Raw genomic sequence first — 12,834 nt, 5'->3', positions numbered from 1 at the left:
GCTTCGACTGCCAGATTTACCGCCCCACCGCCTGACGAAGGGTTAATGCCGGTGAACGTTCGGGATCGCGCCGTTCCGGCGGCTTCTGGCCCGGGGCCAGGCAGGCGCGCAGCACGCCGGGATCGTCCCACGGCACGTCCGGATAGGCGCTGTGGAGCCAGGGACTTTGCGGATCGCGCCGCCATTCCTGGGGAAAGAGCGCAATCACCGGGTTTTCGGTGAGCAGCGGCCTCGGCCAGCGGGCCGCCGGGGTCACGCAGCCGGCGAGCGCGGCGGCCAGGTCATGGCCCGGTCCGAGGGCGAAAGCGCTGGCCTGGGTGGCGCGCGGATTCATCTCGATCAGGTGCGGCTGCCCCTTTTCGTCGCGGACGAAATCGAGGCCGTGCAGGCCGGAAAGGCCGAACCGCTCGGCCAATTGCACCGCCGCCTGTTCCATACGCGGACAGTCGATGCGCCGCATGACCGTGGCCGGCCCGCGCGGATAGAGCGTTTCCAGCACGTCCATATGGATGCTCGCCAGCACCCGGCCCTTCCAACAGGCGAAGGCGCTGGTGGCCGGCCTGCCCGGCACGAAGGCCTGGAGATTGACCGTGCGGACCGGTGGCGACAGCGCCTCGCGCAGGAAATTCGCGTCGCGGCGCAGGATCGCGCGCAGCACGCTGCGCCCGCGCGACGGCGTCGCGGCGAGCCGCTCATAGACGGCGCGGGCCTCCGCCGGATTATGAACGACGGCCGTGCCGTCGCCGCCCCAGCTCCCATCCGCCTTCAGGACGGCGGGAAAGCCGATGGCGGCAAGCCCGGCCTCCAAATCGGCCGCGCCGCCGAGGCGGATGGTGTCGGGCGCCGTGATACCGGCCGCGTGCGCCGCGCCGATGAAATCGCGCCGCGCGGTGAGCGTCGCATAGCTCTCCAGGCGTCCCAGCGACCGCTCGACCAGCGCCGCATGGCGTCCCGGAAGGGCGAGAAGATGCGCCAGGGCGCGATCGTCGCACGGCACGACCAGATCGGGCGCCGCGGCCACAACCGCGCGCGCCAGCGCGCCGAGCGGAAACAAAGGATCGTAGGCGTGCGTGCGCGCCACGAACCGGCTCTTGCCCGCGACATGGCCGGACGGCAGCAGCGCCTCCACCTCGGCGCCGACCCCGGCAAAGGCCCCGGCCAGCCGCGCAAAGGACGGCCATTGCACGGTCGTGCTGAGAAGGATGCGCGGGCCCATGACGTAATCGTAATGATCGAGCCTCAATCAATTCTGAAGATGGCACGCGGCTTGGAACATTCCGCCAGGATGCGGCGAAATGCGGATTTCGCCGTGCCGAAATCGGAATTGTCCCGAATTGGGACGGGGATGTTGCTCCATGCTGAATTGCGTCGAGGTTGCCATCGTCGGAGCCGGCCCCTACGGCCTTTCGCTCGCCGCCCATCTGCAGGCGGCCGGCGTCTCCTTCCGCATCTTCGGCAAGCCGATGAGCACCTGGCGCGACCACATGCCCAAGGGCATGTGCCTGAAGTCGGAAGGCTTCGCCTCCAACCTGTCGGCGCCGGACAAGGCGTCCACGCTTGAAGCGTGGTGCGCGGCGAACGGCAAGGTCTATTCGGCGCAGAAGATCCCGGTCGCGCTCGAGGATTTCATCGCCTATGCCGACTGGTTCACCAGGACATACGTGCCGACTCTGGAACGGCTCAACGTCATCAACCTCCTGCGCGGCGAAAAGGGCTACACGCTGACGCTCGAGAGCGGCGCGGTGGTGCATGCCAGGCGCGTGGTGATGGCCGTCGGCATCACCTGGTTCAAATCGCTGCCGGAGGAGCTGAAGCAGCTTCCCGCGAGCCACGTCTCGCATTCCTTCGACCACAAGACGGCGGAACGGTTCCGCGGCAAGGATGTCGTGGTGCTCGGCGCCGGCGCCTCGGCCATCGACACCGCCCTCTGCTTCCACGAGGCCGGCGCCCGCGTGAAGATCGTCGCGCGCAGCAAGACGATCGCCTATCACATCGCGCCGGGCGACGAAGAGCCCACCATCATCGGCCAGATCCAGAAGCCCGATACCGGCATCGGGCCGGGCTGGCGCTCTTTCTTCTGCGTGAACGCGCCGCTCCTCTTTCATCGCCTGCCCAAGGCGCTGCGCCTGGAAGTCACCCGCCGCCATCTCGGCCCCGCGCCGGGCTGGTTCACGCGCGACAAGGTCGAGGGAACGATCCCCAAGGCGCTCGGCGTCACCTTGCAAGGCGCGCGGCTGGCCGACGGCCGCGTCGCGCTCGATCTCACAGACGACCAGGGCGCCACGAGCACGCTCCTCGCCGACCACGTCGTGGCAGCGACCGGCTACAAGCCCGACCTCGCCCGCCTGCCCTTCCTCGACGCCGAACTGCGCGGCAGGGTCGAGCAGGTCGACGGCACGCCGGTGTTGAGCGATCAATTCGAGGCCTCGGTGCCCGGTCTTTATTTCGTGGGCCTGGCGGCGGCGAATAGTTTCGGCCCGCTGCTGCGCTTCATGTTCGGCGCCGAATTCGCCGCACCGCGCCTGGCCGCGCATCTGCGCCGGCGGATCGCGGCGGCGACGACGAGGAAGGCCGCTTAGCGCTTTCGCGCGCCCATCAACGCCCGCGCGATCGCGTCGCGCATCGGCGTCGGCCGCATCGCCGTATCATAGGGCAGCATGCGCGGCGTGCCGCGCAGCAGCGCATCGCGCGCGCCTTCGGGCTTGAGGAAGCGGTCCGATAATCCCCAGGTCAGGACACCGAGCGTCGCCGGATTGTCCAGCGCGACATCGAGATAACGGCGCGAGGCGTCGGCGACGGCGCGGTCGCGGCTCGCGGCATCGGCCGGCCCGCCGCTATCGTCGACATCGTGCTCGGTCACGAGCAGCTTCAGGCCCATGGCGCGCACCGCATCGAGGAAAGCAGCGAATTTCTTCTGATTGACCGGTGGGCCGAAGGCCGTGATGTGGCCTTGCAGTCCGAGCGCGCCGATGGGCGCGCCACGGGCGATCAGTCCCTCCAACAGATTGAGCGTCGCGCGGCGGCGCAGGTCGCGCTCGGGGCTGTCGGTCTCGATGCTGTATTCGTTGTAGACGAGCAAGGCGTGCGGATCGGCCGCCCGAGCCGCCGCGAAAGCGTGATCGATATAGGACGGGCCGAACTTGCGCAGCCAGAAGGTATCGCGCAATCCATCGGCGCGGCCGTCCTTGGGTTCGACGGCCTCGTTGACGACGTCCCACGAATGCACCTCGCCGCGATAGCGTCCCACGGCGGCGCGAACGAAATCGGTGAAGATCGTCTTGTCCCGCGCCGCCGCCACGGCGGCTTCGAGCCAGGGCGGATTGGCGGCGAACCAGACGAGCGGATGGCCGCGAAACAGCATGCCGCGCGCCCGCGCATCGTCGCGCAGCGCATCGGCGCCGGAAAAATCGTAGACGCCCGGCGACGGTTCGGTGACCTCGCGCTTGAGTTCGTATTCCGGGACGAGAATCCCGCAATCGCGGGCGAAGGCGGACGCAAAGTCAGGGTCCCGCATCCAGTAGGTGTTGTTGGCCGCGCCGAACAGCAAACCGTTCGCGCTCGCCAGCGCGCGCAGCGGCGGCGTGTCGTCTTCGCTGGGGCGCAGAGCGGCGGCCTGCGTCGCCAGCAGCGATCCGCCGAGGCCCGCCAACGCGGCGCGGCGTGTCAGCATGGCCGTTCGGTCGGGATTGCGACGCGCTCGTCCCGCGCCGGGCGCAAGCCCACGCGCAGCCAGCCGATCGCGTGATCGGCGACGGCGCGATAGACGCTGTCGGGCAGGAAGATCTGCAAGAACACGATGGCCGCCAGCCCCGGGCGGTAACAGCCATGGACCAGCGCGCTCAGATAATAACGCAAGGCGCGCAGCGGATGGCGCAGCGCGACGCCCTTCGCCACCGCCCAGCCACGGCCGCCGAGCCACGCCTTGCGCGGGATCCTCGGCTTCATGGCGTCCAGCCAGGCCGCCATCCGCGCGCTGCTGCGCCCGGCCGACTGGCGGCTGGGATCGTAGCGGTCGTGCCATACCGCCCCGGGCGCCTCGGCCATCACGAAGGCGCAACCGGCCAGTGCGAGTCGGATGGCGAAATCCGTGTCCTCGGCTTCGCGGAGGTTCTCGTTGTAGAGCGTCGCCTTAGCGAGATCGACCGGCACCACCGTGGTGATCGTCGGCACGAAGCCGCGGTCGCAGAGCAGATAGCGCGCCATGTCCTCGCCCGGCGCGATCGCGCGCGGCGGCTTGAGAAAGGTGCGCCCGTCGCCACGGTCGACCAGCATACGGGCATAGCCGGCGGTCCGCGCGGTGCCCGCGAGCAGCCCGCGCATGGTTGCAAGATGACCCGGCAGGAACACATCGTCGGAATCCAGGAAGGCGATGAAACGCCCCCGCGCCGCGCCGATGCCCGTATTGCGCGCCGCCCCGCCGCCACGATTGTCCTGGCGCAGGAGGCGGATGCGCGGATCGGCCAGGGCGTCGACCACCGCTTTGGGATCGTCCGCCGAGCCGTCATCGACCACGACGATCTCGAAATCCTGCTCGCCCTGCGCCAGCACGGAGGACAGCGCCGCGCCCAGCACATCCGCCCGGTTGAACACCGGGATCACCACGGAGAAGAACGGCGTCATGCCAGCGTCTCCTTCGCCTCGCGCGCGGTGACGCGCAGGAGCGCGATCACCATCAGCATCTGGCCCCATTGCGCCGAGGTGACCTGGACGAAATCCGATTCCATGAAATTGTGCAGCACGTCGAACACGAACAGCGTGAACAGCAGCGCGTCCAGATAGCTGCCGCGCCCGGGGCGCCAGAACTGGATGAAGGGCTGCACGATCAGTCCCGCCATGCCGATGGCGAAGCCGATGCCGCCCAGCGTCACCAGCATCTCCAGATAGCCGCTATGGCCCTCGCCGATCTGCGACACCCAGCCGGCGCCGACATATTGATAGATCGGCGAGCGGATGCCGGTATTGCCGAAGGTGCCGAAGCCCGAGCCGATCAGCGGATGGTCGCGGATGAAGGCGGTCTCGGCCGACCAGATCGCGGCGCGGCCGGTGAAGTGCTGCGGGTCCTCCAGGAAGCTGGCGATCACCTGCCATTCCAGCGCGACGACGACGCCGAAGGCGAGCACGAGCAGGACCGCACCGACCGCGGCGATGGAGCGGTCGAGCAGGTTGCGCGCGGCGATGCGGTAGAGCGCGCCGGCGGCGAGCGCCACCGGCAACAGGCCCATCGACGATTTCGACCGCGTCATGATCAGGAAGAACAGCGAGGCGAGGCAGAGCAGAAGATCGGACCGCCGCCGCGTTTCGAGCCAGAAATAGAGGAACATCGCGACGGCGCTCGCCGCCACCGAGCCGGCCATGTTCTTGTGGCTGTGCAGGCCGCGCCAGGCGCCGGCCAGCCCCGCTTCGAGATCGTCGGGCTGGTGGACGGCGTTGTGCACGACAAGACAGGACGCGATGTCGGCGACGATCACGCAGGCGATGGTGGCGCGCCACAGCGCGATCGTGCGCGCCGTCCCCAGCGTGTCGACCGCGAGCAGCACGGAGAGCACGAAGATCGCCGCCAGCACGGCGCGGCGGGCCACGACGTCGGGCTCGTCGGTCCACAGCGCGGTGACGAAGCACCACACGAGCAGCAGCGCGACCAGGATCGGGACAGCGCCGAATGCCGCGATCCCGTGCTTGCGCAGCGCGCCGTACAGGATCATCGCGAAGGTGCCGAGGAACGCGACCTGGCGCAGGATGTCGCCTTGGGCCGAGGCGGTGTCGCGCGCCGCGATCGCCGCCGGGGTGCGCGCGTCGAACGGCGTCAGGCCGACGATGATCAGCAGCAGGACGAGGACGAAGCCGGCCTCGGCGATGCGGGTGTCGAGGCTGGGGCGGGCGAGGCCGGGCGAGAGTTCCTCAGTCGCCATGGATCACGGAATACTCATTGTATTGCCGTCCGATCAGCGCGGTGAACTTGCCGGCGGCGCGGAACAGGCGGCGCAACGCATCCGCGCGGCGATTCGCGCTGAAAGCGAGGATGACGAAGAGGATGGGCGACAACAAGAGCGCGCCGGCGATGCGGGCGATCTCCTTGCCGCGCGCCACCGCGCCCGGCGCGTATTTCAGGAACACCCGCATGTCGGAATTGCCGACGGAATAGGCCCGCGCCAGGCCCCATCTGAGGCTCGTCCGCGTCGCCGGCACGAAAGTATGCGCCAGTCCCTCGTCCGACCAGGCGAAGCGCGCGCCACCCGCTTTCAGCCGCAGGAAGAAGTCATGATCCTCGCCGCCGCCGAGCGCGAAGGCCGGATCGAACCAGGGACGCGCCAGGCCTTCCAGCGCCGCGCGCGTCATCAGGAGGTTTCCGGCGCCCTGCAGCATGTCGACGGGCCCGCTGGCGTTGCGGACATCGGACATGCCGTCGAACGGCGCGGCCCAGGCGCCGGGCGGCGTCTCGAAGTCGAACAGGATCGAGCCTTGCAGCACGTCGGCGCCGGTCTTCGCCTGCTCTTTGAGCAGCGCGTCGAGCCAATAGGGCTCCGGCCATTCGTCGTCGTCGAGCATGGCGAGGAACTGCATGCGCGGATCGCTCAGCGCGCCGGCGACCAGCGCATTGCGCGCCGCCGCGATGCCGCGCTCGGCCACGATCACCGAACGGATCGGCCAGCGATAGCCTTGCGCGCGGATGCGGCCGCAAAGGTCGAAGCCCTCGTGCTTCTCCGCGTCGTTGTCGGCGACCAGAACGGTGACGGATGCCGTCGTCTCGATCTTCGCCAGCGCGTCGAGCAGGCGCTGGAGCCCGCGCGGCCGGTGGAAGGTCGGGATGGCGACCGTGACCTCAGCCATGGGCGAGCCTCATGCCGCGGGTCTTGGCGAAGATGCCCGCCGTCATCGCGACGTCGCCGGCCACGATGCCGAGCAGCGAAGCGACGGGACCGAAGGCGAAGAGGAGCGCGAGCGTCGCGGCCAGCGAGACCAGCGATGCCTTGGTGCCGATCCTGGCGAGGCTCTGGAACTCGCCGGCCGCCTGCAGCAGCACGGCGTCCGGCGTGCGCAGCGCGCGCACCGCCATGATCGCGACCCAGATCGCCAGGATCGCGGCCGCCGACGAGGCGTCGTAGCCTTGCTTGAGAACGAGCGAAGGGAACCAGATCAAGAGCGCCGCCGCGGAAAGGGTCGTGGCCAGCAACACTGCGGCCGCGGCAGTTCGAAATTCCTTAACGGATCGAAAGGCCCTGGCGAAATCGCCGGCGCCGATGGCCCGCGCCATGGCCGGACGCTCCATGTCGGGCAACGCCGAGAGCACCACCGCGACCGGGCGCATCAGAAGGCTGCCCAGCGCCAGCACCGCGAAGGCACCCGGGCCGGCGAAGAAGGTCACGAAATAGGCATGCGCGTTGATCGCGAGTTCCGTCGCCGCAACGCCGAGGATCGACCAGCGCGTCAGGTCGCGCCACACCGGCGCATAGTCCGCCAGGCGGCCCTGCGACGACGGCATGAACTGGCGGGCGAGGAAGCCGCGGTCGAACGCGGCGAGACTTCCCGCCGCCGCGGCGAACAGCACGACGGCGATATAGGTCATCGTCATGCGGTCGAGCAGATAGAGCGCGCCGAGGCCGGCGACGAGCAGCGTGCCGTAGAGCGCATCGGACAAAGCGGGCCGCGCCGGCGCCTCCGTCGCATAGGCATGGACGCGCCCCAGCCAGCGCAGGCTCATCGCCGCGCCATAAAGGCCGAACAGCAGCGACGCGCCCGGGCGCAGGCCACTCATCAGCATCGAGGCCGCAACCACCGCGAAGGCGAAGACGGCGAGAACCAGATTGGCCTTCTGGAAGGTCGCGAGTTCGGCCGCGTCGACATGGCCGCGCTTGCGGATGCCGATCGTGGTCGGCGCGCCGACCAGCGCGGCGGCGGCGCTGACGCAGAACGGCACGATGGTCATCGCGAAGGAGAAGAAACCGAAATGCACCGGCGACAGCGTGTGCAGCACGAGCACCGCGCCGAGGAAATGCGCCCCCGACATCGCGAGCGGACCCGCCGCTGACAGCGCGTAGCGGCCCGCCGTCTTGCGAAGCTTTTCGAACGGCGAGGAACCGGCGGGGCGGCGCGTATCGAGAAGATTTACCGAGCGATCGAGAGCGAGAGAGGCGGTCTGCACGGGCAAGTGCTTTCTGTTGGTGCAACTGCCCGAACCACTGCAAGCGTGAGGCCAGTTCGGCGCCTCAAGCCCCGCGAAATCCACTTTTCATCGTCATGGTCGCGGCACGCTGTCGCGACGGCCATCCATGAACACGAACGGCAGCCGCGTTTATGGATCGCCGGAACACGTCCGGCGATGACGATGTTCATTGGAGGTGAAGTCGATGCGGTCGGACGATCAATCCGAATTCACGCCGTGCGCGTCAGCATGAAGAACAGCGCGAGCGGATTCGTCACGGCATAGCGCCAGAACAGCCGCTTCGGTTCGCGCATCACGCGATAGAGCCATTCGAGCGAATAGGTCTGCATCCAGTCCGGCGCGCGCTTGTAGTCGCCGGTGACGAAATTGTAGCAGCCGCCGCAGGTCACGACCCAGCCGGCGCGCAGGCGATGCTTGTTGCGCACGCAGAAATCGTATTCCAGCGGAGCGCCCAGGCCCACGAACACGATGTCGGCGCCGGAGCGGTTGATCTCTTCGCAGATCGCCGCTTCCTCGTCGCGGCGGAAATAGCCGTTGCGGCGTCCCGCGATCCGCAGATCGGGATAGGTGAAGCGCAGGATTTCGGCGCATTGCGCGTTGACGGTCTCGCTCGCGCCCAGCAGGAAAACCTTGAGCCCCTGCGCCGCGGCCGTCTTCGCCGCATCATGGATGAAATCGGTCGTGGCGCTGCGCTCCGGCACGGCGGCGTTCGCGAACAGGCGCGAGGCGATCACCACGGGCTGGCCGTCGGCATGCACGATGTCGGCGGCCTGGAACGTCTTGCGGAATTTCGCGTCCATGGCGACCAGCGCGATGGTGTGGCCGTTGGAGGCGAAGACGAGCTTCGGCGACCGCCGGGTGCGGCGCGCCGAGAAACAGTCGTTGACCATGAGATTGGCGAGCTGCGCCCGCGTCAGGCAAGCCGTCTTGATGCCGCCGACAACCGCCTCGGCATAGTTGTCGTCATTGGCGGGACGCGGGGCGGCGCGGCGCTCGACGGCGATTTTCGCCTGTGTTTTGAAAGCGACGCTCATCAGTGCGCGTTCCCCGCCATCAGCACCGCGAAAGGCGTGCGGGCCAGGATCAGCAGATCGAGCACCAGGCTCGCATTGCGGGCATAGAAGATGTCGAGATCGACGCGCGCGCGCATCGTGTCCACCGTCGGCGTTTCGCCGCGATGGCCGTTGATCTGGGCCAAGCCGGTGATGCCCGGCTTCACGTCCTGGCGCAGCGTGTAGTTCGCGATCAGGCCAGCATAGTGCACGTCGTGGGCGCGGGCATGGGGGCGCGGGCCGACCAGCGACATGTCGCCGGCGATGACGTTGAGGAGCTGGGGCAGCTCGTCGAGGCTCGACGCGCGCAGCCAGCGGCCGGAGCGCGTGACACGGGCATCGCCCTGTTTCGCCTGGACGACCTGTTCGCCGTTTTCCATCACGGTCATCGTGCGGAACTTGAAGATGTCGAAGGGTTTGCCGCCCTGGCCGAGCCGCGTCTGGCGGAAGAACACCGGGCCGCCGGCCTCCAGCCGCACGATCGCCGCCAGCACGGCGAGGAGCGGCGCGCAGAGGACGAGCAGGGGAAGCGCGATGGCGAGATCGAGCAGCCGCTTGAGCACCGGCTGAAACCGCGCCGGCCGCGTGTTGCTGTTGGCGGGGGCGCGCCACATCGTTTCGGGCGAAAGGCGGAAGGCGGAAGCCAGGTCGTTCGAGGCGAGCCACAGCACATCGGCATCGGGACGCGCCGCGGTCAGGTCTTGTTCGAATTGCTGCTGCAGGCTCACGGCCAGCCCTCGTTGTGTTCGCAACGGAGGGGTGCATCGGCCGCGCCACGCCCTGGCGCCGTGTTCGTTTCATTTCGGCACGGAAATGTGCCGTCGAGGCTTAAGACCGGTTAAGGCTGGGACGATCGGGACGGACCGGAGTCCCGCGCCGAGACTAGCCGGCCAGCTCGCGCTGCCAGCGCGCGACCCGCGGATTGCCGGCGCGCAGCAGGGAGATCTGCGCCGTCAGATGGGCCGCCCGTGCATCGAGGCCGAAGCGCGGCAAAAGGAAGGGATTGGCGTTGGCGTCGAGCGTGCCGGCCAGCGTGGTGAAAGCGTAGTCATAGCCAGCGTCGCGCACCGCTTGCCACGCCGTGCGGGAAATATCGCCTTTGTTCCCAAAGGGATAGGCGAAGTAGCGGCAGCGGCCGACCTCCGCCTCGATGCGCGCTTTGGCGGTCGCCGCCTGCTCGCGCAGCATCGAGGGCGACTGGAACTCGTTCATCGGCCAGTGGCGATGGGCATGCGCCCCGATCTCCACGCCGCGCCGGTTGAGTTCGCGGACCTGGTCCCAGGTCAGGAACCGCTCGGAGGCGAATTTCGCCAGCAATCGCTCCAGCGGCTCGGGCGCGAACTGCGCCATCATCGCGTCGACCGCCTGCTGGGCGCTCGCCATGTCGAGGGCCCGAAGCTGCCAGACGGTGCGGTCCGCGACGGCCTCGCGGTCGCCGTCCAGCACGAGCGGCCGCGGCAGATGCGGGATCGCGTAGCTGCCGGCCGGCGCCTCGAACGCGAACAGCCGGGCCAGGAAGATCGGATTGCGCGCGCCGGTATCGATGTGATGGGTGCTGGCGAACAGTGTCCAGGGCAGGCGCAGATCTTCGAGGATATCGGCCGCGACCGTCAGCGTGTTGGCGTAGCCGTCGTCCGACATCAGGAACAGGGCGCGCGGATGGCGGCCGGGCTGCTTCAGCACGTCGGATAGAGCCGCGAGAGGCAGGACGTCGAAATCGGCCTTCAGCCGGCGGGCGATGGCCAGGAAGTCCGCCGTCTCGTGATGGTTTTCCTGCAGATGCGGGTCGATCGTCGCGTCCTCGACGCCGTGGAAGAACACCGCCGCCGGGCGGCCGAGCGGGCGCACCGCATCGGCCGGGATGAACCGGCCGAGCCCACGCGCGATCTGTCCGAAGCGGCTCATGCGGCGATGATGGCGTGCAAGCCTTACGCCGCGATTAATGCGCTTACCGGCTCTTAACGATACAGTTCGCGGCAAAGCTGTCGGGGGGACGACATTGAACGATGTTCTGAAAGACTACACGCAGTTCGATTTCAGCGACGGACGCTGGACCCGTCCGGTCTATCGGCGCGGCGCCGGCCCCGCGGTGATCGTGCTCCATGAGATGCCGAACCTGCATCCGCTGGTGGTGCGCTTCGCCGATCATGTGGCGGAGGCCGGGATGACCGTGTTCCTGCCGAGCCTGTTCGGCCATCCCGGCCGCGCGCCCACGCCGCTTTACGGCCTGGGCCAGATCCTCAAGGGCATCTGCATCAGCCGCGAGTTCAGCGTGTGGGCGACCGACAAATCGAGCCCCATCGTCGAATGGCTGCGGGCGCTGGCGCGCAAGGCGCATGGCGAATGCGGTGGCAAGGGCGTGGGCGCGGTCGGCATGTGCTTCACCGGGAATTTCGCGCTGGCCATGATGACCGAACCCTCGGTGGTCGCGCCGGTGCTGTCGCAGCCCTCGCTGCCGCTCGGCTTCGGCAACAAGCGGCGCGAAGCGGCGATGGGCGTCGCGCCCGAGGAGGTGGCCTGCGCCAGGCGCCGCTTCGCCGACGAGAACCTCTCGATGATCGGCCTGCGCTTCCACGGCGATCCCTTCGTCAAGCCGGAGCGTTTCGAGACTTAGAGCCGATCCGGAAAGAAGTTGAGTCGGGTGAATCGGTTGTGATTCCGTTGTGGGTGCTGATTCGCAACAGGAGCACCCGATGTGGAAGCCGGAGCACCGGCTGTCGGCGAGACGCAATGGTCTTCGCTATTCCAGCGACATGACGGATGAGGAATGGTCACTTGCGGCGCCGTTGATACCCCCGGCCAAGCGCGGCGGGCGCAAGCGCACGACGGATGTGCGTGAAGTCTTGAACGCCATTTTCTATGTGCTTTGGACGGGCTGCCAATGGCAGGCGCTGCCGAAGGATTTTCCGCCCAAGAGCACGGTTCACGACTATCTCGAACTGTGGAACTGGGACGGGACGTTGGAGCGCATCCATCACGCGCTCTATGTGGCAGTGCGCGAGAGCCAAGGCCGCGAGGCCAGCCCCACCGCCGCCATCATCGACAGCCAGAGCGCCAAGGGAGCGCTCAAAGGGGGGCTCTGCTCGATCCTTCAGGCTACGACGCGGGCAAGAAGGTCAAGGGCCGCAAGAGGCACATCCTCGTCGATACGCTCGGCCTGTTGCTGAGCGTCGCCGTCCACAGCGCCGACATCCAGGATCGCGACGGCGCAGCGCTGGTCCTCGACAAGCGGACGCGGCGATCGTTTCCCTTCATCGAACGTATCTTCGCCGACGGCGGTTACAACGCCAAAAAGACCGCCGATGCCGTCGCCGCCACCGGAACCTGGGTCATCGAGATCGTCAAGCGCAGCGATGCCCACCGCTTCGTGGTCATGCCAAAACGCTGGATCGTCGAACGCACCCTGGCCTGGATCAGCCGCAACCGACGCCTGGCGCGCGACTTCGAGCGCTACGCCACAACCGTCGCGGCCTTCATCCGCCTCGCCATGATCCGCATCATGCTCAGGCGACTTGCCGCAAATCCCTCAAAATGATTCAGTTCTTTCCGGATCGGCTCTTATAGGAAAGCCTTCGGCGACAAGTTCGAAGCGATAGAGATCGATCCCAAGGACGCCGCGCC

The 12,834-nt window shown here is 68.0% G+C and carries 12 protein-coding genes; 3 read left to right on the top strand and 9 right to left on the bottom strand.

The annotated features are described in order from the left end of the window. Nucleotides 1-16 precede the first annotated feature (16 nt). Entirely contained in the window at nucleotides 17-1,216 is a 1,200-nt protein-coding gene (locus tag WDM86_12280; GenBank protein ID MEI9990807.1) for an ATP-grasp domain-containing protein, read from the bottom strand. A 139-nt stretch (nucleotides 1,217-1,355) separates the two neighbouring features. Here WDM86_12280 and WDM86_12275 point away from each other — a divergent pair, with 139 nt between their 5' ends. Continuing rightward, on the top strand, nucleotides 1,356-2,579 hold the full coding sequence (locus WDM86_12275) for an NAD(P)-binding domain-containing protein (protein ID MEI9990806.1): 1,224 nt from the start codon (nucleotides 1,356-1,358) through the stop codon (nucleotides 2,577-2,579). Here the strand turns inward: WDM86_12275 and WDM86_12270 are convergent. From WDM86_12270 to WDM86_12235, 8 genes are all read right to left on the bottom strand, one after another. Next, on the bottom strand, nucleotides 2,576-3,670 hold the full coding sequence (locus tag WDM86_12270) for an endo-1,4-beta-xylanase (GenBank protein MEI9990805.1): 1,095 nt from the start codon (nucleotides 3,668-3,670) through the stop codon (nucleotides 2,576-2,578). The genes WDM86_12275 and WDM86_12270 overlap by 4 nt on opposite strands. Further along, complete coding sequence (locus WDM86_12265; protein MEI9990804.1) at nucleotides 3,664-4,620, bottom strand: glycosyltransferase family A protein; 957 nt, start codon at nucleotides 4,618-4,620, stop codon at nucleotides 3,664-3,666. The genes WDM86_12270 and WDM86_12265 overlap by 7 nt, the downstream gene beginning before the upstream one ends. Continuing rightward, nucleotides 4,617-5,909 (bottom strand): O-antigen ligase family protein, encoded by a 1,293-nt coding sequence (locus WDM86_12260; GenBank protein ID MEI9990803.1) that lies wholly within the window; start codon nucleotides 5,907-5,909, stop codon nucleotides 4,617-4,619. The genes WDM86_12265 and WDM86_12260 overlap by 4 nt, the downstream gene beginning before the upstream one ends. Further along, the gene (locus WDM86_12255; GenBank protein ID MEI9990802.1) at nucleotides 5,899-6,828 is read right to left on the bottom strand and encodes a glycosyltransferase family A protein; all 930 of its coding nucleotides are present in this window, start codon (nucleotides 6,826-6,828) and stop codon (nucleotides 5,899-5,901) included. Before WDM86_12255 ends, WDM86_12260 begins: the two co-directional genes overlap by 11 nt. After that, nucleotides 6,821-8,140 (bottom strand): hypothetical protein, encoded by a 1,320-nt coding sequence (locus WDM86_12250; protein ID MEI9990801.1) that lies wholly within the window; start codon nucleotides 8,138-8,140, stop codon nucleotides 6,821-6,823. Before WDM86_12250 ends, WDM86_12255 begins: the two co-directional genes overlap by 8 nt. 230 nt (nucleotides 8,141-8,370) lie before the next feature. Next, nucleotides 8,371-9,195, bottom strand: coding sequence for a WecB/TagA/CpsF family glycosyltransferase (locus WDM86_12245; protein MEI9990800.1), 825 nt, complete (start codon nucleotides 9,193-9,195; stop codon nucleotides 8,371-8,373). Continuing rightward, entirely contained in the window at nucleotides 9,195-9,941 is a 747-nt protein-coding gene (locus WDM86_12240) for a sugar transferase (GenBank protein ID MEI9990799.1), read from the bottom strand. The genes WDM86_12245 and WDM86_12240 overlap by 1 nt, the downstream gene beginning before the upstream one ends. Before the next feature lie 154 nt (nucleotides 9,942-10,095). Next, on the bottom strand, nucleotides 10,096-11,118 hold the full coding sequence (locus WDM86_12235) for a polysaccharide deacetylase family protein (GenBank protein MEI9990798.1): 1,023 nt from the start codon (nucleotides 11,116-11,118) through the stop codon (nucleotides 10,096-10,098). A 94-nt stretch (nucleotides 11,119-11,212) separates the two neighbouring features. Between WDM86_12235 and WDM86_12230 the strand changes: the two genes are divergently transcribed. Together WDM86_12230 and WDM86_12225 are read left to right on the top strand one after the other, a co-directional pair. Beyond that, nucleotides 11,213-11,827, top strand: coding sequence for a dienelactone hydrolase family protein (locus WDM86_12230; GenBank protein ID MEI9990797.1), 615 nt, complete (start codon nucleotides 11,213-11,215; stop codon nucleotides 11,825-11,827). A gap of 79 nt (nucleotides 11,828-11,906) precedes the next feature. After that, nucleotides 11,907-12,748, top strand: a protein-coding gene (locus WDM86_12225) for an IS5 family transposase (GenBank protein ID MEI9990796.1) whose coding sequence is annotated in 2 segments (ribosomal slippage) — nucleotides 11,907-12,294 and nucleotides 12,294-12,748 — 843 coding nt in all. Because the reading frame shifts where the segments join, the coding sequence is not laid out codon by codon here. Nucleotides 12,749-12,834: the final 86 nt, after the last annotated feature.

The organism is Rhizomicrobium sp. (assembly GCA_037200045.1).
Classification (GTDB): Bacteria; Pseudomonadota; Alphaproteobacteria; order Micropepsales; family Micropepsaceae; genus Rhizomicrobium.
The sequence above is the reverse complement of the archived record's forward strand: the minus strand, read 5'-3'. Positions and strand labels throughout refer to the sequence as shown.

Coding starts and splice junctions, on each gene's coding strand:
- WDM86_12275 (MEI9990806.1), top strand. CDS start 1,356: ATGCTGAATTGCGTCGAGGTTGCCATCGTCGGAGCCGGCCCCTACGGC.
- WDM86_12265 (MEI9990804.1), bottom strand. CDS start 4,620: ATGACGCCGTTCTTCTCCGTGGTGATCCCGGTGTTCAACCGGGCGGAT.
- WDM86_12260 (MEI9990803.1), bottom strand. CDS start 5,909: ATGGCGACTGAGGAACTCTCGCCCGGCCTCGCCCGCCCCAGCCTCGAC.
- WDM86_12270 (MEI9990805.1), bottom strand. CDS start 3,670: ATGCTGACACGCCGCGCCGCGTTGGCGGGCCTCGGCGGATCGCTGCTG.
- WDM86_12245 (MEI9990800.1), bottom strand. CDS start 9,195: ATGAGCGTCGCTTTCAAAACACAGGCGAAAATCGCCGTCGAGCGCCGC.
- WDM86_12280 (MEI9990807.1), bottom strand. CDS start 1,216: ATGGGCCCGCGCATCCTTCTCAGCACGACCGTGCAATGGCCGTCCTTT.
- WDM86_12255 (MEI9990802.1), bottom strand. CDS start 6,828: ATGGCTGAGGTCACGGTCGCCATCCCGACCTTCCACCGGCCGCGCGGG.
- WDM86_12235 (MEI9990798.1), bottom strand. CDS start 11,118: ATGAGCCGCTTCGGACAGATCGCGCGTGGGCTCGGCCGGTTCATCCCG.